At 61.8% G+C, this 22,184-nt stretch carries 23 protein-coding genes; 17 read left to right on the top strand and 6 right to left on the bottom strand.

Annotation, left to right across the window (positions count from 1 at the left end; all coding sequences use genetic code 11):
- The first annotated feature begins 84 nt into the window (after nucleotides 1-84).
- The 6 genes from HMPREF1267_RS09635 (at nucleotide 85) to HMPREF1267_RS09610 (ending at nucleotide 7,112) form a co-directional block, all read left to right on the top strand.
- Nucleotides 85-1,434: an LPXTG cell wall anchor domain-containing protein gene (locus HMPREF1267_RS09635; protein WP_156906123.1), complete on the top strand. Its 1,350-nt coding sequence runs from the start codon at nucleotides 85-87 to the stop codon at nucleotides 1,432-1,434.
- Nucleotides 1,431-2,336: a class C sortase gene (locus HMPREF1267_RS09630; RefSeq protein WP_023029124.1), complete on the top strand. Its 906-nt coding sequence runs from the start codon at nucleotides 1,431-1,433 to the stop codon at nucleotides 2,334-2,336. The genes HMPREF1267_RS09635 and HMPREF1267_RS09630 overlap by 4 nt, the downstream gene beginning before the upstream one ends.
- Nucleotides 2,337-2,411: 75 nt before the next feature.
- Nucleotides 2,412-3,944, top strand: a complete 1,533-nt coding sequence (gene obgE / locus HMPREF1267_RS09625) for a GTPase ObgE (RefSeq protein ID WP_023029123.1) — start codon at nucleotides 2,412-2,414, stop codon at nucleotides 3,942-3,944.
- A 137-nt stretch (nucleotides 3,945-4,081) separates the two neighbouring features.
- The gene (proB, locus tag HMPREF1267_RS09620; protein ID WP_005277962.1) at nucleotides 4,082-5,314 is read left to right on the top strand and encodes a glutamate 5-kinase; all 1,233 of its coding nucleotides are present in this window, start codon (nucleotides 4,082-4,084) and stop codon (nucleotides 5,312-5,314) included.
- 22 nt (nucleotides 5,315-5,336) lie between these two features.
- A complete protein-coding gene (locus HMPREF1267_RS09615) occupies nucleotides 5,337-6,266 on the top strand; it encodes a D-isomer specific 2-hydroxyacid dehydrogenase family protein (protein WP_023029122.1) in 930 nt (309 codons plus the stop codon).
- Nucleotides 6,267-6,422: 156 nt separating this feature from the next.
- Nucleotides 6,423-7,112 (top strand): metal-dependent transcriptional regulator, encoded by a 690-nt coding sequence (locus HMPREF1267_RS09610; protein ID WP_023029121.1) that lies wholly within the window; start codon nucleotides 6,423-6,425, stop codon nucleotides 7,110-7,112.
- Nucleotides 7,113-7,151: 39 nt separating this feature from the next.
- On the opposite strand, the gene HMPREF1267_RS09605 is transcribed toward HMPREF1267_RS09610, so the two are convergent.
- From HMPREF1267_RS09605 to HMPREF1267_RS09590, 4 genes are read right to left on the bottom strand one after another with little or no spacing between them, the layout of a single operon-like run.
- Nucleotides 7,152-7,949: a metal ABC transporter permease gene (locus HMPREF1267_RS09605; RefSeq protein WP_023029120.1), complete on the bottom strand. Its 798-nt coding sequence runs from the start codon at nucleotides 7,947-7,949 to the stop codon at nucleotides 7,152-7,154.
- Complete coding sequence (locus tag HMPREF1267_RS09600) at nucleotides 7,937-8,761, bottom strand: metal ABC transporter permease (protein WP_023029119.1); 825 nt, start codon at nucleotides 8,759-8,761, stop codon at nucleotides 7,937-7,939. Before HMPREF1267_RS09600 ends, HMPREF1267_RS09605 begins: the two co-directional genes overlap by 13 nt.
- Nucleotides 8,758-9,456 carry a metal ABC transporter ATP-binding protein gene (locus HMPREF1267_RS09595; RefSeq protein ID WP_023029118.1) on the bottom strand — a complete coding sequence of 233 codons (699 nt, stop codon included), beginning with the start codon at nucleotides 9,454-9,456 and terminating at the stop codon, nucleotides 8,758-8,760. The genes HMPREF1267_RS09600 and HMPREF1267_RS09595 overlap by 4 nt, the downstream gene beginning before the upstream one ends.
- Nucleotides 9,453-10,532 carry a metal ABC transporter substrate-binding protein gene (locus HMPREF1267_RS09590; RefSeq protein ID WP_023029117.1) on the bottom strand — a complete coding sequence of 360 codons (1,080 nt, stop codon included), beginning with the start codon at nucleotides 10,530-10,532 and terminating at the stop codon, nucleotides 9,453-9,455. The genes HMPREF1267_RS09595 and HMPREF1267_RS09590 overlap by 4 nt, the downstream gene beginning before the upstream one ends.
- Nucleotides 10,533-10,757: 225 nt before the next feature.
- Between HMPREF1267_RS09590 and HMPREF1267_RS09585 the strand changes: the two genes are divergently transcribed.
- The 11 genes from HMPREF1267_RS09585 (at nucleotide 10,758) to HMPREF1267_RS09535 (ending at nucleotide 19,925) form a co-directional block, all read left to right on the top strand.
- Nucleotides 10,758-12,026, top strand: a complete 1,269-nt coding sequence (locus HMPREF1267_RS09585; protein WP_023029116.1) for a glutamate-5-semialdehyde dehydrogenase — start codon at nucleotides 10,758-10,760, stop codon at nucleotides 12,024-12,026.
- Between the two features lie 4 nt (nucleotides 12,027-12,030).
- Nucleotides 12,031-12,957 carry a cutinase family protein gene (locus tag HMPREF1267_RS09580; protein WP_198012002.1) on the top strand — a complete coding sequence of 309 codons (927 nt, stop codon included), beginning with the start codon at nucleotides 12,031-12,033 and terminating at the stop codon, nucleotides 12,955-12,957.
- Nucleotides 12,958-12,975: 18 nt separating this feature from the next.
- On the top strand, nucleotides 12,976-13,593 hold the full coding sequence (gene nadD, locus HMPREF1267_RS09575) for a nicotinate-nucleotide adenylyltransferase (RefSeq protein WP_005277988.1): 618 nt from the start codon (nucleotides 12,976-12,978) through the stop codon (nucleotides 13,591-13,593).
- A 117-nt stretch (nucleotides 13,594-13,710) separates the two neighbouring features.
- A complete protein-coding gene (gene rsfS / locus HMPREF1267_RS09570; protein WP_005277990.1) occupies nucleotides 13,711-14,154 on the top strand; it encodes a ribosome silencing factor in 444 nt (147 codons plus the stop codon).
- 7 nt (nucleotides 14,155-14,161) lie between these two features.
- Nucleotides 14,162-14,860 carry a histidine phosphatase family protein gene (locus HMPREF1267_RS09565; protein ID WP_005277992.1) on the top strand — a complete coding sequence of 233 codons (699 nt, stop codon included), beginning with the start codon at nucleotides 14,162-14,164 and terminating at the stop codon, nucleotides 14,858-14,860.
- Complete coding sequence (locus HMPREF1267_RS09560) at nucleotides 14,860-15,657, top strand: DegV family protein (RefSeq protein ID WP_023029114.1); 798 nt, start codon at nucleotides 14,860-14,862, stop codon at nucleotides 15,655-15,657. Before HMPREF1267_RS09565 ends, HMPREF1267_RS09560 begins: the two co-directional genes overlap by 1 nt.
- 158 nt (nucleotides 15,658-15,815) lie before the next feature.
- The gene (locus tag HMPREF1267_RS09555) at nucleotides 15,816-16,481 is read left to right on the top strand and encodes a ComEA family DNA-binding protein (protein ID WP_023029113.1); all 666 of its coding nucleotides are present in this window, start codon (nucleotides 15,816-15,818) and stop codon (nucleotides 16,479-16,481) included.
- 20 nt (nucleotides 16,482-16,501) lie between these two features.
- Complete coding sequence (locus HMPREF1267_RS09550) at nucleotides 16,502-17,905, top strand: ComEC/Rec2 family competence protein (protein ID WP_023029112.1); 1,404 nt, start codon at nucleotides 16,502-16,504, stop codon at nucleotides 17,903-17,905.
- 7 nt (nucleotides 17,906-17,912) lie between these two features.
- Nucleotides 17,913-18,881 carry a DNA polymerase III subunit delta gene (gene holA, locus HMPREF1267_RS09545; RefSeq protein WP_023029111.1) on the top strand — a complete coding sequence of 323 codons (969 nt, stop codon included), beginning with the start codon at nucleotides 17,913-17,915 and terminating at the stop codon, nucleotides 18,879-18,881.
- A gap of 10 nt (nucleotides 18,882-18,891) precedes the next feature.
- Nucleotides 18,892-19,281 (top strand): ankyrin repeat domain-containing protein, encoded by a 390-nt coding sequence (locus HMPREF1267_RS09540; RefSeq protein WP_023029110.1) that lies wholly within the window; start codon nucleotides 18,892-18,894, stop codon nucleotides 19,279-19,281.
- Nucleotides 19,278-19,925, top strand: a complete 648-nt coding sequence (locus HMPREF1267_RS09535; protein WP_005278005.1) for a LysE family translocator — start codon at nucleotides 19,278-19,280, stop codon at nucleotides 19,923-19,925. Before HMPREF1267_RS09540 ends, HMPREF1267_RS09535 begins: the two co-directional genes overlap by 4 nt.
- Here HMPREF1267_RS09535 and HMPREF1267_RS09530 read toward each other — a convergent pair.
- A complete protein-coding gene (locus HMPREF1267_RS09530) occupies nucleotides 19,922-21,283 on the bottom strand; it encodes a hypothetical protein (RefSeq protein WP_005278007.1) in 1,362 nt (453 codons plus the stop codon). The genes HMPREF1267_RS09535 and HMPREF1267_RS09530 overlap by 4 nt on opposite strands.
- Nucleotides 21,276-22,118: a DNA adenine methylase gene (locus HMPREF1267_RS09525; protein ID WP_005278011.1), complete on the bottom strand. Its 843-nt coding sequence runs from the start codon at nucleotides 22,116-22,118 to the stop codon at nucleotides 21,276-21,278. Before HMPREF1267_RS09525 ends, HMPREF1267_RS09530 begins: the two co-directional genes overlap by 8 nt.
- Between the last annotated feature and the right edge of the window lie 66 nt (nucleotides 22,119-22,184).

Below are 22,184 nucleotides of genomic sequence, written 5' to 3'. Positions count from 1 at the left end.
GGATTGGGCGAATGGTGGGAGGCGAAACGTACAACTTCGTTCTCCCACTTAGCAGTGGATTCTGCGTAGTGGAAGGTTGTTGAATTGCGCGTCCGGCGGGTGCGGCAGATTGGTGCCGCGGTGATAACGATGGGGCTTATTAGCGCCCTCTCGTTTCAGCCGCAGCCGGTACCGGAAATGCCGGGAGGATCCGGCATTTCGGCGGTCGCACATGCGGCATCGCGGAGCAGTGACCTTCATATCGATCTCAAGGAATCCGTGGGTGAAGAATGGTTCCAGGATATTGGGGACCGTGAACTTGAGCTGCTATTGATTAAAGATGTACGCATTAATGACTTGCCGCAGCTCAACGTGCCGCAGTTATTGCGCGATAATCCGGATCGTTTTATCTCGATGGCGAAGAAAACCACCTCTGAGGGGGAAGCGACTTTCAAGGGCGTAGAACCTGGGGTGTATCTCCTCAACGTGGCGGATAACCAGGGCACTAAAGACTCCCGGGTATCGTATGCGCCATTCGTCATCGCGGTATCCGGTGACGGCAAGGCGCATAATATTGAACTCAAGGCGCAAGTTCTTAACGCAGAAATACAACCGCGGACATCGTGTAGCGTCGCCGGAGGTCGTTTTGCGGTCGCAGCTGGCGGCCGGATTGTCTACGAGATTTCTGGGTCCGCGCCGAATGTCAGCGTTGAGGGAAGAATTAAGCGCTATGAAGTATCCACCACAGTGTCGGTAGGTCATAAAATAGAAAGCCTTGCGGTGGACTCGGTGCGGATTGTGGGCGCAGGTAAACGGATCGAGCTATCAGCGGACCAGTACCGCGTAGAAAACACCGGGAGCACGGTGAAACTAGCTTTTAAGGATTCCACGCTACAACAATTGGCAGATCTTCGTAGCCTAGATCCTTCTACTGTGGTGAAAGCAAGCGTTGCCGCTCGTGCGGAGGCTGATGCAGTGGGCGAGCTTAGCGCCACTACAACGATTCTTACGGATGGCATGGACGCGGAACGGCGTCCGGTTGAGGTATCCGATGCCGCGAGTCTGCCCGTAGTGGCATATTCGGAGTGCATGAAAGGTACGGATTCGACGACACCTGCCGTCCCATCTGGAGGGCAGTCGCTTCCTTCTTCGGTCCCAGGTTCCTCGTCGGATGCTGGATCCGGTGAACCTGAAGCGAATGGTTTCCCGCCTCTTCCAACAGAAGATGGGCACCAGGGGCCCTTATCTGCCGCGGAAGGAGATCCAGATTCTTCCCAAAAAGATGGCAAGCATGGCAAGATTCTAGGCAGTTTGGCATCTACCGGTGCATCAGTGATCGGCATCGTCGCACTAGGAGTAGTACTCATCCTTGGAGGCCTCATTGTGCTTGCGCGGCGGCGAAAAGATGACGAAGATTCCAATCAGCACGTTGGACCAGAGGGAGGCAACTCGTGACCACGACCGTTGAAAAGCCGTTGCCCGCTGAGAACAAAAAGAAAAAGAAGAGCAACGCGGTGTCCATCATTGCGCTCATTCTCGGCGCACTCTTGCTGCTATATCCGGTGGTGTCTACTTTGGCCAACCACAATAAGCTGATGCGGCAGACCGAAGCTTATAGCGGCAAGGTCGAAGATCTAAGCCAAGAGGAAAAAGACCGCCAACTTGCCCGCGCTCGCGAATACAATGAGCGGCTGTTGGCAGAAGGCCCACACGCTCGTCCACCGGTGGACAGCGACCCAGGCATGGAAGACTATATGTCCCAATTGAATGTGGACGGTCCTACCGACATGATTGCCCGCATTCGCATTCCGCGCATCAATGTGGATTTGCCCGTCTTCCACACCACTGCGCCGAAGGTGCTTTACGATGGCGCCGGCCACATGTATGGCTCCACGCTTCCGGTTGGCGGTGATGGAACGAATGCGGTGATCTCTGCCCACACGGGCATGGTCAATGCAGCGATGTTTGATGAGCTTCCGCGTTTGCAAGAAGGCGATGAGATTTTCATCGAGGTTATGGGGGAGCGCCTCCGGTACAAAATGACCGGCAGGGAAGTGGTCAAGCCTGAAGCTTATGACGCGGTGACGTATGAGCCCGGCCACGATAAGCTCACCCTGATTACGTGCACTCCCTATGGTCTTAATACCGATAGGTTGCTTGTTCACGCGGAACGCGTACCGCTGGAGCCAGGGAACCCAGAGCCTGATACCGCTGGATTCGGATGGTCGTGGTGGATGATTCTGGTCATCGCGATCATCTTGCTCACCGTGCTTATTATCCTGTGGAAGAACTACCGGCGGCGCAAGAAGAAAAAGCAGCAGGAAGCTCAACAAGCATCTGCCGAAGGCGAACTCTAAAATTCCGCGCATCGTGGATAGTGGGGTGGAGCTGATAGACTTTAGTATCTAATTGATAGCGAAGAGAGGCTGTTCATGGCACGTTTTATTGACCGCGTCGTCTTGCACTTGCAGGCTGGCGACGGTGGGCATGGCTGCGTGTCTGTCCACCGTGAGAAATTCAAGCCGTTGGGCGGGCCGGATGGCGGCAATGGCGGCCACGGTGGCGACATCATCTTGGAGGTCTCGGAGCAGATCCATACCTTGATGGATTTCCACTACCGCCCGCATATTAAGGCCGAGCGCGGTGGCAACGGCGCTGGCGATATGCGCAATGGCGCGCGCGGGGAGGACCTGATTTTGGAGGTTCCCGCGGGTACGGTCGTGCGCACGGAAAAGGGCGAGACCCTAGCGGATCTTACCGTGCCGGGCACGCGTTTCGTCGCGGCTGAGGGCGGTTTCGGCGGCCTGGGCAACGCGGCGCTGGCGTCCAAGAACCGCAAGGCGCCGGGCTTTGCACTGCAGGGCGAGCCGGGGCAGGCCCATGATTTGGTACTCGAGCTGAAATCCATGGCGGATGTGGGGCTCGTCGGATTCCCTTCGGCGGGCAAGTCCTCGTTGATTTCGGTGCTCTCTGCTGCCAAGCCGAAGATTGGTGACTACCCGTTTACCACCCTGCAGCCTAACTTGGGCGTGGTGGATATGGGCGATAGCTCCTTTACCATTGCTGATGTTCCCGGCCTTATCCCCGGCGCCGCCGATGGCAAGGGCTTGGGGCTGGACTTCCTGCGCCACATTGAGCGCACGGCGGTGCTAGCCCACGTGGTTGATACCGCGTCCATCGAGCCGGGCCGCGATCCGGAATCCGATATTGAGGCGCTGGAAAATGAGCTGGCTAAATATCAGGAGGCGCTAGAAAGCGATACCGGCTTGGGGGATCTGCGCGAGCGCCCGCGCGTCATCATCCTGAATAAGGCGGATGTTCCGGAGGCAGAAGAGCTCGCGGAGTTCGTCAAGGATGACCTCAAGGAAAAGTTCGGCTGGCCGGTCTTCATCATCTCTGCGGCGGCGCGCAAGGGCTTGGATCCGCTGAAATTCAAGCTCATGGAGATGGTCACCGAGCACCACAAGGCACAGCCCAAGCCCAAGCGGGATGCTTCCCATACCGTGATTCACCCCAAGGCCCAGGCGCATAAGAAAAACACCGGCAGCTTCGCGGACTTTAGCGTGCGACCGGATCCAGAGGTGCAGGGCGGATTCATCGTGGAAGGTGAGAAGATCGAGCGCTGGATTACCCAGACGGACTTTGAAAACGATGAGGCCGTGGGCTACTTGGCAGACCGTCTGGCCAAGGCCGGCGTGGAAGACGAGCTGCACAAGCAGGGCGCGGTGGAAGGCTGCCCCGTGACCATTGGCGGCATTACCTTCGAGTGGGAGCCGATGACCGGCGGCGATCCCACCATGGCCAGCCGCGGCGAGGATGCCCGCCTGAAGGGCACCAACCGCGTCTCCGCGGCAGAGCGCAAGCGCGCCTCCCAGGCCCGGCGTGGCTTGGTCGATGAATTCGACTACGGCGACGAGGAAGAGATCACCCGCGAGGGCGCCAACCGCGACCGCTGGCAGGGCTAGCCACCGCAGGAGTGGGGAAGTGGGGCCTCGTCCGCTGGGGCGAGTGCCCCCACCCCGGGCATAATGTGCTGCGCACATGGGGGAAATACGCCCCAATGAAGGGGACTGGTGCCGGAAGCTTTGTACACTATTGAGTTATGTCTTCTGATCAACAGAAAGAGCCCATTCTTCCGCTCCCCGTAGAGCCGTTTGATGGCCCTACCGCTGATACCCCGTTCCCTGAAGCCCTTGATGAAAACCCGATAGCCTCCGGGTTTGAATCCGAATTGCGCAACTCCATCGCTGAGGCCAAGCGCGTCGTTGTAAAGATCGGTTCCTCGTCGCTGACGGATGATAACTTCCGCGTCTCGCAGGAAAAGATCGATCACATCGTGGATGCCGTCCACGCGCGCATGGGGCGCTCCGATGTCATTATCGTTTCCTCCGGTGCGGTTGCCGCCGGCATGGGCCCGCTCGGCCTGCACCAGCGCCCCACCGACCTGGCTACGAAGCAGGCCTCTGCGTCTGTGGGCCAGGTGCACCTGGCATATGAGTGGGGCCGTTCCTTTGCGCGCTACCAGCGCACCATCGGCCAGGTGCTGCTTACGGCGTCCGATGCCGGGCACCGCGACCGCGCCCGCAACGCGCAGCGCACCATTGATCGCCTGCGCCAGCTGCGCACCATCCCCATCGTGAACGAAAACGACGCCGTGGCTACCTCTGAGATGCACTTTGGCGATAACGACCGCCTGTCGGCCTTGGTCGCCAACTTGGTGGGCGCGGACGCGCTCTTCCTCTTCTCTGACGTCGATGGCCTCTATGACAAGAACCCGGCTGAGCCGGATGCGAAGTTCATCGATGAGGTGCGCACCGGTAAGGATCTCAAGGGCGTTGTTGCCGGCGATGGCGGCAAGGTCGGCACCGGCGGCATGGCCACGAAGGTCTCCGCCGCCCGCCTGGCCACCCGCGGCGGCATTCCAGTGCTGTTGACCTCGACCGATAATATTGGGCCTGCGCTTTCCGATGCCTCCGTGGGCACCGTCTTCCACACCCGCGAGGAACGCCAGCTTTCGGCCTGGAAGTTCTGGGCACTCTACTGCGCCGATACCGGCGGAGCCGTCCGCCTGGATGAGGGCGCAAAGGAAGCGGTGACCAAGGGCGGTACCTCCTTGCTCGCCGTGGGCATTACGGATGTCCGCGGTGAATTCAACAAGGGCGAGATCATCGATATCTTGGGCCCGAAGGGCGAGGTTATCGGCCGCGGTGAGGTTCGCTTCGATTCCGAGGAATTGAACGCCATCAAGGGCATGCAGATGAGCGAGCTGCCAGAAGATAAGCGCCGCTCCGTCGTGCACGCGGATTACCTGTCTAACTTCGCCTCGCGCATCTAGCCGCGTGCCGTACGCTGGTCCCATGAAGTATTTTATGGGACCAGAAACCTGGCAGCCGATGGTCGATGACTTAAGCGCTGCCGGCCACGAGCGCGTAGAGAACCTCGCAGACGCAGAGGTCTATGTCAATACCACACCCAGCCCGCGCCGCATCCCGGAGATGCCGGACAATATCGGCTGGGTGCAGCATTGTTTTACCGGCGTAAACCAACTCATTGATGCGGGCTTGATTACCCCTGAGGGTTTGCCGTGGTGCAATTCCGCCGGCGCCTTTGCCAAGCCGGTGGCCGAATGCGCCTTGGGCCTCCTGCTCTCCCAGGCGCACCAGCACAAGGCCTTTGCGCAGGCCGGCACGTGGTCGGTGGCCAAGGAGCTGGATGAGGCTCAAGAGTGGATCTATGACCAGCAGGGGCCGAAGAAGGTGGCGATTTTGGGCGCTGGGGGCATCGGCAAGCAACTCATTGCCTTGCTCAAGTCCTTTGGGGTCCACATTACCGCCGTGAATCGCTCCGGCCGCCCGGTGGAGGGCGCCGATGAGGTGGTGGCCATGGATGATGCCGCGCACGTGTGGGGCGAGGCCGATGTCATTTTCTGCATCCTCCCCGCCACGCAGGAAACGGAGGGGCTTATCGATGCCGCCAAGTTCCGCGCCATGAAGCCGTCTGCGCTGTTTATCAACGTCGGGCGCGGCAGCACCGTGGTCACGGATGACTTGGTGGATGCCCTGCGCGAGGGCGAGATTGCCGGCGCCGGCTTGGAGGTCGTGGACCCAGAGCCGCTTCCCGATGACCACCCGCTGCTCTCCCTGCCCAATTGCACCATGACCCCGCACATCGGGGCGACGAAGCACGTGGCGCAGTACCACATGGGCGATATTTTCAATGCCAATGCCGCCGCGTGGGAGAAGGACGAGCCCATGCCCACCCAGGTGGACCCGGAGGCGGGATACTAGAAAGATCAAAAGCCACGGACAGCGATGGCTGGGTGCGTCGTGTGTGTACCGAAGAAAGGACGTACCGCCCACTGCCCGTGGCAAGTGAAAATAAAAGTTCAACTCGTTGAACTACTGCTAAACTAACACTTATCCAAGGACGACGCAAGCACGATTATGAAGATGGTGGATATGCACCTAGAAGAACTGCCTACCCGCAGCCAGGATTACCTGAAAGTTCTGTGGGACTTATCGGAGCACTCCGGGGGCGCCCCGGTGGCGCTGAAGGATGTGGCAGGGCGCCTGGAACAAAAGGTGCCCACCGCCTCCGAGGCGATTAAGAAGCTCGCCGCCCAAGGGCTGGTAGAACACGAGCGCTATCAGGGCGTCTCATTGAGCCCTGCAGGCCGTGAGCTGGCGATGCAGATGGTGCGCCGCCACCGGCTCTTAGAAACCTTCTTGGTGGAGACCCTGGACTATTCCTGGGACGAGGTGCACGAGGACGCTGACCGCCTCGAGCACGCCTGCTCCGATCGCTTTATCGGCCGCATTGATGCGTTGCTGGGATCTCCTGACCGCGACCCACACGGCGATCCCATTCCCGATATTGGCGGCGGGATCGAGGATCTTGGCACGCTCACGCTCGCCAGCGCCCCGCTCGATGCGCCCGTGACCGTGGAGCGCGTCTGCGATGAGGATCCAGGCCTGCTGCGTTACCTCGACCGCTTTGGGGTGGAGCTGGGCAATGAGCTGCGCGTAAGCGATAGCGTGGCCGGGTTATTGACGGTGCAGACCGAAGGCGGCGAGATGTCGCTGGCGGAGGTGGCCGCCCGCGAGATCACAGTCCGCCTGGCCTCGTCTAATTAACGCGCGGCGCTGCGCTGCGTTGCTGCGCCGCGCCGCACGTTAGGAAATCGCCTTATAGGCCGTCATGCTGGCGAGGTAGAACACGCCGGCCACAATGGCGATGGTGCCGCCGGCCGAAAGGCTCAAGTGTGCGGCGATAAAAAGCCCGGCAACCGCGATGGTGATGCCGATGATGCCCGCCCCGATAAGCAGCGCCTCCGGGCGCGATACCCACGGGCGCAGGCCCGCGGCCGGGGCCACGAGCAGGGCAATGGACAAGATGGTGCCGACGGCGGGGATGACGGCGGCCATCGTCAAGCAGATAAGGCCGAGCGTCAGGGCATCGTAAAGCCCGCTATGCGGAGACGTGGTGGGGTCGAAATACGCCTGGAAGAGGCGGCGCCGGCAGGTTAGTACCGCCAGCAAGCAGATAATGACCAAGCCGGCCGCGACGGCGACATCGCGGTGGTTGACCGTGGTGAGCGAGCCCACCAGGAAGCTATCGACGTGCAGCGGCAGCGGCTGGAACCAGCGCAGCAGCAAGATGCCCAGCGCAAAGCCTAGGGTGAGCGTGGTGCCCGCCGCGGCGGTGGAGGATACGCCGTGCACCTTGCCCAGGTAATGCATGAAAACCGCCAGCGGAATGCAGACCGCCACGGAGCCGAGCATGAGTCCATCGCTCAAGTTGGCGCCCAGCGCATTGGCCACGACGACGCCGAGGACTGCGCCGGGAAAGGTGCCGTGGGAGAGGCTCTCAGCAAAAAAGACGCGGTTGCCCAGCACCATGAGCGTGCCCACCAGCCCGGAGAGGCAGCCCACCGCGATGGCCTCGAGGAATGGCAATGTTAAGACACCCATATGCGCCTGCCTAAAAGTGCGAGCGGAACGGTCAGGGACAGCGACAGCGCGACGATGGCTTGCGGGGAAATCTGGTGGGAGGTCACCGAAAGCATGAGCCACAGGCCCACGCATACGGCGACTACCGCGCCCACCAGCGCCCACAGGAGCATCTGCAGTGGGGTGCTAGCCAGGACGCGCCCGACCAGGCCAGGTACCACCACGAAACCCAGAACGAGCAATACACCAATGGCGGAGCTCGCGGCGACTACGATTAGGCCCACCGCTACGTTGGCAGTGACATCGATTAGCCCCACGCGGATGCCGGTGGCGCGCGCGGATTCGCGGTCAAAGGCGACGGCTACTTGCGAGCGCCAGGTGGCCAGGATGAGCAGGGCGGCAACCACGCACAAGATGATCGAGGGGATCATGCGGTCAGTGGTGATATCGAGCAAGCGGCCAAACATAAGGGCCTCCAGCTGGCCGGAGCGATCCCCCACGGCGAGGCTGATGACCACGCCGATGCCATACATCAAGGTCAGTACCACCGCGGTGCCGGATTCATGGTCGTGGCCATCGCTGCCGGAATTCAGGCGCGCCAAAATGAGCACGGCGACACCCGCGGCGACGGCGGCACCGGGCAAGATGCCGGGAAAGCCCGCCACGGCCAGGCCGATGACGATGCCCGGGAATACCGAGTGGACCAGCGCCTCGACGCTAAATTCCATGCGGCGCAGGTTAACCAATACGCTGACCACTGCGCCGGTCAAGGCCACGCACAGCAAGAACAGGGCGGCGCGCTGCATATAGGGAGCAGTAAGCAGAAGCGTCACATGTCCCCCTGTAATACCGACGTGGCCTCCAGGTAGCGCTCGACTGCATCCTCGGTATCAAGGACTTCGCTGTGGCCGTCCACGATGAGCATTCCGGCATCGCAGGCGCGCTGCGCCAAAATGGGATCGTGGGTGGAAATGAGCAGGGCAACCCCGCTTTCCTTGAGCTTGGCGATGATCCCTAAAAGCACCTGCCTGCTATCTTGGTCCAGGCCATTGAAGGGCTCGTCCATGAGCACGAGGTCCGGGTGGGCGGCCAGCGCGCGGGCAATAAATATGCGTTGGCGCTGCCCGCCCGAAAGCTTATCCCAGCGGGTCTTCGCCTTATCCGCCATGCCGACGAGCTCGAGCGCCTGCGTAATCTGCGGGCGCAGGCGGCGCATGCTGCCCATGCGCTCCCACCACGAGGCCTTATTGAGCAGGCCCATTTCCACGACCCGGCCGGCGGTGACGGGAAAGGTGGGATCGCAGGTGTGGTGCTGGGGAACATAGCCCAGCGTCGCCGTGCGCTGATGCTCGCCGCGCAGCGTAGCAAGGCCGGCGATGGCCTTTAAGAGAGTGGATTTACCAGCACCATTAGCCCCCAGCAGCGCGATGGCCTCACCTTCGTGGATGGTCAAGGAGACATCGTCCACGATGGTGGTGGTGCCATAGCCGCAGGAGGCATGGGAAAGCTCTAAAAGCGGTGTACTCATCGTGCGTTATCCAGGCTTTCTGGCAGATCGGCCGCTTCACCGTCCCAGGCATCTACCAAGGTGGTGACGTTGTGGATGATGGAGCCGATGTAGGTGGCGCCGTCGCTATTCGGCACGCCCAAGGAGTCGCCGTACAGGGCGTCATCATCCATAATGGCCTTGACGCCTGCGGCGCGGGCGATGGCCTCGATGGACTTAGAGTTATTGGAGTTTTCCGCGAAGATGGCCTTGGCGCCGGAATCGCGGACCTCCTTGGCGGCATCCTCGATGTGCGAGGAGGTGGCGTCCTGCTGGTTATTGAAGTCCGTGAGCGCGGAGCCGATGAACTTCACGTCATAGTCGTTGGAGAAGTAGCCAAAGGCATCGTGCGAGGTAAACAGCACGCGATCCTGCTCAGGGACGGTCTCTAGGGACTCGGTGACCCACTTATCCAGCTCGTCGAGCTGCTTGGTGTACTTTTCGCCGACTTCCTTCACGGATGGCTCCTTATCGGCCAAGGCATCCACGATGTTTTCTACCTGGATCTTGGCGTTCTTGGGGGAGGTCCACACGTGCGGATCGTGGGTGAATTCTTGTTCCTCGCCGTCCTCGCCGGGGAACGGCCACTCGCGCAGGTCTACCTTGTGCTTGGAGTTGTCATCGCCGGCGGTGACGATGGTCTCACCGTCAAAACCGGAGGACTCTACGGCGTTATCGAGGAAGTGCTCGAGGTCGACGCCGTTTTTAAAGAGGAAGTCCGCATCCGCCATGGCACTCATCTGCTGCGGGGTCATCTCGTGCTCGTGCGCGCTGGCATTCGGCGCCAACAGGCAGGTGAGATCGAGGGTGGTATCGCCATCGCCCTCGGTGGTTTCCTTGCCGCTGGAATCCACCTTGTGGAGCGTCATGCCACCCTGGGCAATCTGGGTGAGGTAATCGCAGATCTGCGTGGTGGTGGCAACGGCCTTGATGGTCTGATCGTCGCCCGAACCGGAGCCCGCGTCGGAACCGTTGCCGCCGTCATTCGTGCTGCAGGCGGCGAGGGCGACCCCGCTCAGGGTCAGCATCAGGCCCAGCTTGGCCACGTTCTTTTTCATGAGTGCTCCTTTTTTGCAGTGAAACCTATCAAGCAAAGAATAAACATACCCAAGTAACTATTTCAAGGAATTGAACAATTGGATTTGCAGTTGTGAGCTTTACCGCACTCTCGGGTGCGGGTAGAGGGGGTGGTTTTCTCTGCGTGGCCTGCCTAATTTAGGCAAAGCGTGAGGTATACGGCGGGCGGCTGAAAAACTCGGGCGGGTACGTTACTCTGGTATGACATGAGCAACACTGAACGCGAAGAAGTTCTGTCCAAAGCCCGTGCTGCAAAGGACGTTGCGCCCGTCGTGGCGCAGCTGTCCACGCCGCGCAAGAATGAAATCTTGCAGCGCGCAGCCGAAAATCTCATTGCCCACACCGATGACATCCTTGCTGCTAACCAGCAGGATATTGAGGCCGGCCGCGAGCGCGGCATGTCCGATTCCCTGATTGACCGCCTGACCTTGGACGCCGCCCGCGTTGAGGGCATTGCCGATGGCCTGCGCCAGGTCGCTGGCCTGCAGGACCCGGTAGGCGAGATCCTGCAGGGCCGCACCATGGATAACGGCATCCAGATGAAGCAGGTGCGCGTCCCGCTCGGCGTGATGGGCATGGTCTACGAGGCCCGCCCGAACGTCACCGTCGATGCCTTTGGCCTGGCGCTGAAGTCCGGCAATGTGCCGCTGCTGCGCGGTTCCAAGTCCGCGCGCAACTCCAATACCAAGCTGGTGGAGCTCCTGCAGGATACCCTCGCGGAGTTCGACTTGCCGCGCGAGGTAGTCCAGCTCCTGCCGTGCGAGACCCACGATTCCGTCCAGGACTTGATTACCGCCCGTGGCCTGGTGGATCTGGTTATCCCCCGCGGCGGCGCCAAGCTCATCGAGGCCGTGGTTACCGGTGCTACCGTTCCGGCTATTGAGACCGGTACCGGCAACTGCCACTTCTACATCGACGCTTCGGCCGACATGGATAAGGCCATCGACATGGTCATCAACGGCAAGACCCGCCGCACCTCGGTCTGCAACTCTACGGAGTGCGTGCTTATCGATGCCGCGCTTGATGATGCCACCAAGCTGCGCATCGTCCGCGCCCTTCAGGATGCAGACGTCACCGTCCACGGCGACGTGGACGAGCTCGAGGGCTTCGGCGCTACGGACGTCGTCCAAGCCACCGAGGAGGACTGGCGTGAAGAGTCGCTGTCCATGGATATCTGCGCCAAGGTAGTGGACGGCGTCGACGGTGCCATCGCGCACATCGCGGAATTTACCACCGGCCACACCGAGGGCATTGCGGCCCAGGATGCGGACGTTTTGGTCAAGTTCGGCAACGAGGTCGATGCCGCGGCCGTCATGCTGAACGCCTCCACCGCGTTTACCGATGGCGAGGTCTACGGCATGGGTGCAGAAATCGGCATTTCCACCCAGAAGCTGCACGCCCGCGGCCCAATGGCCCTGCCGGAGCTGACCTCTTCCAAGTGGGTCCTCCAAGGCACCGGTCACGTACGCCCATAAGAACGTGCGCCTTTTCTCTCGCTCTCGCGCCGCCGCTGGTTTCGTAACTATCGCCGCCACGGCGGCGCTTGGCGCGTCTATGCTCGCCCCTGTCGCGGCGGCGGGGCAGCCCCACCCACAGGCCGAAACCTGCCCCGATTACGTCTTCCTTGCCGCGCGCGGCTCGGACCAAAACGAGGAGCACGGCGAGTACTTCGGACCGCAGCGCTACTCGGAACAGGGCGCGGAATCCAATGGCTATGAAGGCCCCAACCTTGCCGCGCTTTTCCACTTGGTAGAACAACGCCACCCCGGTGCGATGGATAATGCCTACGTGCTGGCGCTGGATGCGGATGCGTATCCAGCCTCGATGAACCTGCCACCGCTGGCTCAAGAAGGCGAAAACCTGCGCCCGCTGCAGCTGATGCGCCGCCTTGGTGGGGTGTTGCTGGAACACCCCTTGCACGAGCTGGTCTATCAGGTCACCGTCGGGTTTGTGCAGAGCCTGCGCAGCGGCATGAACAACGCGCCGCGCGTGGTGGAGAAGTACGAAGAAGAAACGGGATGCAGCCCGCGCTATATCACCGCCGGCTATTCGCAAGGGGCCATCATCGCCACCAGCGCGGAGCGCTACCTCGCGTCCCAGGACAAGCTCGCCGGGGCGATCTACCTGGGCAATCCCCTGCGGCGTCCAGGCGGCATGGCCGGGCCGATTCCGCGGATCCTCGTGCCCCACAGCGCCGCACTGCCAGCCGATCGCCGCATCGATTACTGCCTCGCCGGCGATTTCGTCTGCGATCTCAGCCTGCGCAATGCCAAAGACGCCTTGGCCACAAAGGCCGCCCACCACGCTTCGTATTTCCGCGATAGCGAGGGCGATGCGGCAGTGGAACAGGACAATGCCCGCGTGGCCGATACCGTGGCTGGCTGGCTTAACGCCCCAGCAGGGTAGCGGCTATACTCTCCAGCCATGACCAATTCCCAGCGCATTGGGATCATGGGCGGCACCTTTGATCCAATCCACAATGGCCACTTGGTCGCCGCCAGCGAGGCGGCGCACCGCTTTGCCCTCGATACCGTAGTCTTTGTTCCCACCGGCCAGCCGTGGCAGAAGGCCTCCCGCGAGGTCACGGCCGCGGAGCATCGGTATTTGATGACCATGGTGGCAACGGCCTCCAACCCGCGTTTTACCGTCTCCCGCGTGGACATCGACCGCAAGGGCCCTACCTATACCATCGATACCCTGCGCGATCTGCGCGAGCTTTTCCCGGGCGCCGAGTTCTACTTCATCACCGGTGCGGATTCCCTACAATCCATCATGAGCTGGCATAATTGGGAAGAGATGCTGGACATGGCGCACTTCGTGGGCGTTACACGCCCGGGCTACGAGCTGAGCACGGATATGCTGCCGGCCGGCTCGCGGGAAGATATCAACCTCATCGATATCCCTGCTATGGCCATTTCTTCTACGGATTGCCGCGAGCGCGCCGCCCAAAACCGCCCGGTGTGGTACCTGGTTCCGGATGGGGTGGTGCAATACATCACCAAAAATAACCTGTACTCTGCGCAGCCGGATAAACCTTTATAGTTCAAGTTTGGGCACAATCGCGCCGAACGTGCAAGAATAGACAGCTAAAAGACACTTCCTCACCAGACGCGAAAAGGGAATTTTTATACATTGTCTATTTCTGATCTCGCCCGCCGCATGGCGGCAACCGCGGCGCACGCCGCACAGGACAAGCTAGCAAGCAATATCGCGGCAATTGATGTCTCCGATGTCCTTGCCATCACCGAGGTTTTCGTGCTGGCTTCTGCCGATAATGAGCGCCAGGTCGGCTCCATCGTGGATGAGGTGGAGGACCAGATGACGGCCCAGGGCTTCGAGCCGCAGCGCCGCGAGGGCAACCGCGAAAACCGCTGGGTGCTTCTGGATTATGGCAATATCGTCATCCACGTGCAGCGCACGGACCAGCGCGAGCACTATGGGCTCGACCGCCTCTACCACGATTGCCCCTTGGTGGAGATCGAGGGCATTGAGCCGCCCGAGCGCCCCGGCGATTGGACCAATGGCGTCAATCCGCGCACCGTGGATTCCATTGATGAGCTGCCATTGGCGCAAAAGGCCCCTGGCGAGGACGAGGAGCTTTAACCCCACCATGAGCCGCCGCCTGATTCTGATCCGCCACGGACAAACCACCTACAATGCCTCCGGCCGCATGCAGGGCCACTTGGATACTGAGCTTTCCGATGTCGGCTATGAACAGGCCCGCGCCGCCGCGCGCCTGCTCCGGGATCAGGGCGTGGTAAAAATCGTCGCCTCCGATTTGCAGCGCGCGCGAGAAACCGCGCGGGTGGTGGCAGAATCGCTCGGCTTAGACTTTTCTACGGACCCTCGCCTGCGCGAGACCAATCTGGGGCAGTGGCAGGGCAAGAGCTCGGCCGAAGTGGATGCGGAATTTCCCGGCGCCCGCGCCATCTGGCGCCACGATCCCACTTGGGCCCCGCCGGAGGGCGAGTCCCGCGTAGATGTGGCGCGGCGGGCTCGTCCGGTCATCGACGAGCTCATGCAGGAATTTTCCGGCTGGGATGACGGCGCCGTGCTCATCGTCGCCCACGGTGGTGCAATCTCCGCGCTCACGTGCCACCTGTTGGGCTTGGATCACGGCCAGTACGGCATTTTATCCGGCCTGAAAAATACCCACTGGTCGCAGCTGACCGCCCGCCCGGATTTCAACCCGGAAACCCCCGTGACCTCCCTGGAATTCACGCCAGAGACGGTGGCGAGCGCGCAGTGGTACTTCGACGGGTGGAATATGGGGGGCGAGGTCACCGGTGATGGAGGGGCAGATACCTAGTGACCGTTCGCGTCATTACTGACTCCGCGGCCAGCCTGCCCCCAGAGATTGCTGCAGAACTCGATATCACCGTCATTGACCTGCACGTGATGGATAGCGAGGACAAGGGCGGAAAACTGCGCACCACCTCGGGTCTGTCCTCCCTCGAATTGGCCGCGGCCTACGGCCGGGAAATGGAAAAGGCACAGGATGATGGCGTGATCGCCATCCACCTGTCCAAGGAGCTTTCATCTACGTGGTCGGCGGCGGTGGCTGCGGCAGGGGTTTTTCCTGATACGGTGCGCGTTATCGATTCCGGCTCGGCCGGCATGGTCATGGGTGCGGCGGCGATGGCGGCTGCCACCAAGGCGGCACACGGCGCAGCGCTGGAAGAATGCCACGCGGCGGCGCTCGACAGCATCGAGCGCGCGGCTACCTGGGTGTACCTGCAATCCACGGAGGACATGCGTCGCTCGGGCCGCATGTCCGCGGCCACCGCCATGCTGTCCACCGCGCTTTTAGCCACCAAGCCGATTATGTCCATCGTGGACGGCAAGCTGGAGCTGGTGGGAAAAACCCGCACGCAAACCAAGGCTTTCACCAAGGTGGTAGAGATCATCGCCGCCCGCGCTACCGGGGAGCCCGCCTTCATCGCCATTCAGTACAACCAGGCTGGCGAGGCGGCGGACAAGCTGCAGGGCCTCTTGCGCGATGCCCTGCCAGAAGGCACGTCCTTTATCACCACGCCCCTAACTGAGGTGCTCGCTGTGCACGCCGGCCCCTCCGCCATTGGGGTATCTGCCGTATTTAGCTCCTAGGCCCTCGCACGCACGCGCGAAGCTGGCCGGCCTGTGCGCCCCCGATTGTGGATAACCGCCCCGCCTCAGCCCGTTTGGTTGCGTCCCGCAACGACTTATCCACAGCGCCTCCGCCCACGTCCCCGCACCGCACGCGGGGGCTTCCTAACCTGTGGGCTATGGCGTCACCCAAAATCAGCGAACGACTCCGCGAATTTACCCAACCCACCGGCGAGGAAGAACTCCTCCGCGTCGATTACCCGCGCCCGCGCGTGCGCATCAGCCGCTGGCAGGCGTGCGCGGTAGCCATCCTCGTGGTGGTGGGCGTCATCGTCTGGCTGGGCCTTAGCTCCCGCGACTCGGATGAGTCCGGCATGCCCGAACCCGCGGCGATGGAAAGCACTACGGCCGAGCCCAGCGAAATCGTCGTATCCGTCGTCGGCGAGGTCGCATCGCCCGGCCTGAAGACCCTCGAGCCCGGCGCCCGCGTCGCCGATGCCCTCGCCGCGGCCACACCCTTGCCGGAGGCAGAGACCATGACGCTCAATCAAGCGCAGCGGCTTGCCGATGGCCAGCAGCTCCACATCCTGCCCCAAGGCGCCCCGCCCGACCCCGCGCTTGCCGATGCCCCCATCGCAGCACCCGCCGGCGGCGATAAAGTCAGCCTTAATTCCGCGACCGCCGCCGATCTCATGGATCTCAACGGGGTAGGGGAGGTCACCGCGGAAGCCATCGTCTCCTTCCGCGAAGAGCGCGGGGGATTTAAGGACGTCGAGGAACTCCTCGAGGTCAGCGGGATTGGGCCTGCCAAGTTTGCCAAGCTCAAAGATGACGTGCAGCTGTAGGCAGAAGAGGCCACGCCGCGATGAAAGAACTCCGCCTGCTTCCCGGCGCCTTGACCGCGTGGGTAGCGGTCATTGCAGTTCTGGTTTTTGGGCAGGGGTGGGCCGTTATGTGCATCGGCAGCGTCGTAGGGATATGCCTACTCGCCCGGCACTGGGGCCAAGCCATTTTTTGCGGCGTGCTCGCCAGCGCCGCCGCCTTCGTTGCAGCGGTGCGGCAGGCGCGCGCAGCCGCTTTCGACTTCGGCCGCGAGATTACCGGCCGCGTGGTCACCGCGCCGACCCAAACGAGCACCGGCGGTTGGCTCATCCGGCTCGATGTCCCAGGCTACCCCGCGCAGCTTCCGGTATTTAGCCCCGAGCCGCTCAACGCACCCGCCGGAACGCAGGTCACGGCCGCGGTACAGCTTTCCGAGTCCGACCAACCCGGAGTCGGGACCGTTATAGCCAACGCCTCCCACCTGCGTATCGATGCGCCGCCTTCGGGCTTGGCCGGCTGGGCCGCACGGGTGGCCGATAACTTCCGCGCGGTCGTACTAGAGGCGGTAGGCCCGAGCAGCCAGGGGCTTATCCCAGGCATGGTGCTTGGCGATACCTCCCTGCAAAGCCCCGCCGAGCGCGATCTCTACATCGATACCGGGCTATCGCACCTCAGCGCAGTGTCTGGTGCCAATGTGGCCATCGTTTGTTCCTTTGCCGCCATCGTCTGCGCCGCCTGCGCGGCCGGCCCGCGCACTAGGGTGGCGGTCTCGCTGGCCGCGCTAGCCACCTATGTCATCTTGGTGGGCCTTGAACCGTCGGTGCAGCGCGCAGCCGTCGCCGGGGTAGTAGGCCTGCTCGCGGTGCTGCACTCTTCCACCATGGAACCCATCCACGCGCTCAGCCTCGGCATCCTCACCCTCCTTTTCGTGGATTCGGACCTCGCGGTGCATTTTGGCTTCGCGCTATCGTGCGCGGCGACCTTCGGCATCGTCATGCTAAGCCCGCTTATTTATTCCCATCTAGCGGTCACCGGCTGGCCCGCCATCTTTCTGCGCGCTATCGCGGTGGCGATTGCCGCCGATATCCTCACTCTGCCGCTTATCGCCCTCATGTCCGGCGAGGTATCCGTCGTCTCGGTCCTCGCCAATGTCCTAGTAGCGCCCGCCACCGCACCCATTACCGTGGTAGGGCTGCTCGCGGCCATCGCCGCGCAGCTAGGCCCCTTGAGCATTATCGCCGCGGGATTATTAAAACTCATCGAACCCGCAGCGTGGTGGATCAATACCATCGCCCACGGCGTGGCCAGCCTGCCCGTGGTCACCATCACCGCCCACCCGCTATTTACGCTCCTCGCATACGGATGGGTCATCGCCGGGCTGCTCTATCACCGGCCGTGGCTGACCTTGGCAGGGGTTATCGCTTGTCTGGGTGTGTTTGCCGCCTAGCGCTAAAATGATGGGCATGCCTCCCGTACACCTCATTCTCGGCGACGATGAATTCCTCACCGAACGCGCCCGCCACACCATCCACAAGGTCGCGGCCGAAGGCGAGGCCACCCGCCCCGAAATGATGACGCTGAAGGCCTCCGAGGTATCCGAGGGCGAAATCTTAGAGGCCACCAGCCCATCGCTGTTTGGCGATAACCGCGTCATCGTCATCACGGACTGCGAACGCGCCGGGAAAGAGGTAGTCGATATCATCCTGCGCGCCTGCGTCAATCCCGCGCCGGGCATGACCATGGTGGTGGTCTATTCCGTGGCCGCGAAGACGCTGAAGAAAAAGAAGAAGGCGCCCGAGCTGGTGGCGAAGCTGCGCAAGATTGCGGAGGTGCACGAGGTCTTTTCGCTCTACCCCAATGAGCTAGGCCAGTGGGCCACCCGCGAGTTCGCCTCCCACGGCGTTCGTCCAACCCCGGACGTCGTGCATGCGGTTCTCGATGGCGTCGGCTCCGACCTCCGCGAGCTTGCCTCCGCCATCTCCCAGCTCGTGGCCGATACGGGCGGCAACGTCACGCAGGAAGCGGTGCGCAATTACTACGTCGGCGTGGCCGAGGTCGCCAACTGGGACATTGCCGATGCCGCCGTCGCCGGCCGCGTCGAAGCCGCCGTCTCCACCTGCAGGCGCGCCCTCCAGCTCGGCGCTAGCCCCGTGGCCATCGCCGCGGCCTTGGCCAATAAGGTAGGCGCCGTGGCGCGCCTGTATTCCGCCCGCGGGGACCAGTACACACTTGCCAGCCAAACCGGGCTTGCCCCGTATGTGGTAAAAATGACCCAGCCGGTAGCCAGGCGCTGGACCGCCGATGACATCACCGCCGCCGTCATCCTCGTCTCCGAACTGGACGCCGCCGTTAAAGGCCAAGGTGGTGAGCCCGAATTCGCCGTTGAGGCGGCCGTAAAACGAATCGCGGAATTGGCACGTTAAGCTAGAGTCCATGTCTGAGGAACAAGTGCAAGAATTCGCCGGTCGGCTCTTTGACATGGCGAGGGAGGGAAACCCGGATCTCCTGAATTACATTGACCAGGGCGTCAATATCAATCTGGTCAACCAAGAAGGCCAGTCTTTTCTCATGCTTGCCGCATACCACGGCCATGCGAATCTCGTCACCGCGCTGGCAGAGGCCGGCGCCGACGTGAACTTGCTCAATGATCGCGGCCAATCGCCCCTGGCAGGGGCGATTTTCAAAAAAGAAGACGCGGTTATCGATGCCCTCCTAAGCGCCGGCGCCTCCGCTACCGCCGGGCAACCAACCGCCATCGATTCAGCCCGCATGTTTGGCCGCGAGGATCTCCTCGGGCGCTTGGAAGGCGAGTCCGCGCAGTGAGCTGGACTTCTTTTTTCACTATCCTTCTGATGAACCTGGTGGGCGTAGCCTCCCCAGGCCCAGATATCATTCTGGTCACTCGCTACGCCACCAAGTCGCGCCGCCATGCCATCGCTGCGGCCGCGGGCATTCAAATCGGCGTGTTGTTTTGGTGCGGTGCTACGGTCTTTGGCGCAGCCGCCCTCCTGACCGCCTTCCCCGGAATCTTAGGCGCGGTCCAGGCCATCGGCGGCAGCTTCCTCGTTTTCATGGGGTGGCGGGCGCTGCGCAGTGGCCTCGAACAGCGCACCAACCCACCCGTTGATCTGGAGGACGCCGAGGCCAAGCTAGGCCGGCTGCGCCACTCGTTCAAAATGGGGCTGGCAACGAACCTGTCTAACCCGAAGATCGTGCTTTTCCTCGCCGCTATGATTGCCCCGCAGCTGCCGGCATCTCCACCGTTGTGGCTGGCCATCGCGCTGACCCTGGCGTTGGCATTATCGGCTTTCGCCTTCTTCCTGGTGGTGGCCACGGTGATTTCCACGAATGCGGTGCGCCGCAAGCTCATCGCCGCGGGCCCGTGGATCGATATCGGATCGGGCCTGTTCTTCATCGTTGCCGGCCTCGCGCTCGTGGTCGCCGGCGTCCAGCAACTCGTGGCTTAAAGCCCCGGCAGGGTTTCCGGATCGCCCTCTGCCACCACATCCAGTGCCCACTGTATCCATCGCGCCACCGTCGAGGCCCGCCGCCTCGCCGTGGCAGCGCCCAGGCCGAGCCCTTCTATCGCCGCCGCAATTTCGTGCGTCTCGGCCACCGTCCCGCGCTGCAGGCTCATTTCCAGCGCCTGCCGGAATACTTGCCGCGCCGCCAACGCGCGCAGCAGGGCAGCGTTGCGCCCATCGCGTCGCGGCTGCGCGATAGCCTTTTCGCCGCGAGGGGTGAGCTGATAGTGGGCATCGGCAAGCTCCAGCAGCCCGAGGTAGCACGCCGCATTGGCGTAATAGTCTGCCTGGCGCAGATGGAAGTCGTATACCTCAGCGATTTCCTCCTTGCTCATCGGCTGTTGCGCAATGAGTTCCACCAGGTTGACCACGCGCTCAAAACTATTGGCTTGCGGGAAAGGAATCCCCACCGGTTCCGGTTCGGTATCGACGGAGGCAATGATGCCCAGCGCATCCTCCACGCTGAGGTGCGAAGCGCTCAAGGCGTAGCGGGCGTGGTCTACCAGCGCGATGCTGCGAAAATCCGCGGGATCACTGAAATCGTACCGATACAGGTGGAAGATGCCATTCGAGTAGACCAAAAACACGGGCACCACGGCTTTAGATAGCCACTGCTGGAAGCGCCGGTACGGAAAATACAATTGCCGGATATTGAAATCTTCGGAGATGTGATTTTTCGCCTCCACCAGCACCAAATGCTCGAGCGATTCGAAGCCGCCGTCGATTTCCATTTGCGCGCGGTCGACCTTGACTGTCAGCCCCAGATCCGGCACTGGAATCGTCATTTCCAGCGACGACATGCGCCCGGCGACGGTGGCCTGCAATGGTTCGCATCCCAAGAAGTGCTCGAGCATGCCGCTTGCCGATGCCACATTCAACGCCATCGATTCCGAGTTCACGCTTTCGATATCGAGGGTGTCAAGGCCCGCGGGCATGTCCAACGTGCGCACAGAACTCGGCCCGGCGTGGGTCGGGTCCGGGAACCGTTCGTACAGGTCCAACGGCCCAACGAAGTATTCGCTGCGGCTAACCGGAAGGATCCCAAGCCCCAATTCCTTGAAAATCCACGGCCGCGAGGTAGAAAAGTCGTGCTTGGCCATCAGCCGCGGCTCCCGGCCGGAAAGCTCCTTTAGCTCTTTGGCCGTGAGGTAGAAGTACCCTTTTTCTTCCAGCTGCTCGCCACACCCCGAGGCTAGAATGCGCAGCCATCCCCAATCATCGAGGCCAAGCTTTTCGCCCTCAGGGACACCGAACAGCGCGCGAAGCTCCCGCTGTTCCTGTGCGCTCGGTGCTTTACTCATGGCCCACCTCGTAGTTGCGCACGAGCACTTCATCTACTTTGCCGCGGCGCGATCCCACGGAATTGATGGCGCGGGTGGCCGCCACGGTGTCGATGGAAAAATCCGCGTAGAGCTCGCGGATGAACTCCGTGGCGGAATTGGACAGGAGGAACTTCACCCCGCGGGCATCGAGATCATCGCACACCGCCTTCAAGCGCTCTTGCTCCGCGCGGTCAAAACCGCCTTTTTGATAACCGGTAAAGGAACTGGTGACGTTGACCGGGTCATAGGGCGGATCGAAATAGACAAAGTCTCCTTCACCAGCACCTGCCACCGCCGTGGTGAAATCGCCCTGCGTGAAGGTAACGTCATTGTCCCGAAAATACTCGTGGACCCCGCGCAGCGTATCCGCATCACAAATTGTGGGGTTCTTATAACGGCCAAAAGGCGCATTGAATTGCCCCGCGGAATTTACCCGGTACAGGCCGTTATAGCAGGTCTTATTCAGATACAGCGTCCGCGCGGCGCGCTCGGTGGCAGAAAGCGCCGCGAACCGTTCCGCATCCCGGTCCACCGCGCGCAGCTGGTAGAAAAAGTCCGCGTCGTTCGGATACGTCGAAACCAGGCTGATGAGCTCGTCGACGCCTTCGCGCACTACCTCATATAAATTAATCAGCTCCGAGTTGAGGTCATTGACCCGCGCAGAGGCCGGGGTGAGCGAAAATAAAACCGCGCCGCCGCCGATGAAGGGTTCATAATAACGCCGCGGCGTCCCAGCGGGCAGGGCGGCGTGAATATGCGGCAAGAGCTGGCGTTTCCCGCCGGCCCATTTCACCAGAGGCTTGACGTTGTTCATTGGTGACTTATCTTAGCCGCCCCCGCAGACACGAACACCATCGCCCTTTCGAACATATTAGCCCAT

Origin of the sequence: Corynebacterium sp. KPL1824 (assembly GCF_000478095.1) — a bacterium.
Lineage (GTDB): Bacteria > Actinomycetota > Actinomycetes > Mycobacteriales > Mycobacteriaceae > Corynebacterium > Corynebacterium accolens.
This window is presented reverse-complemented; position numbering and strand designations above follow the sequence as displayed.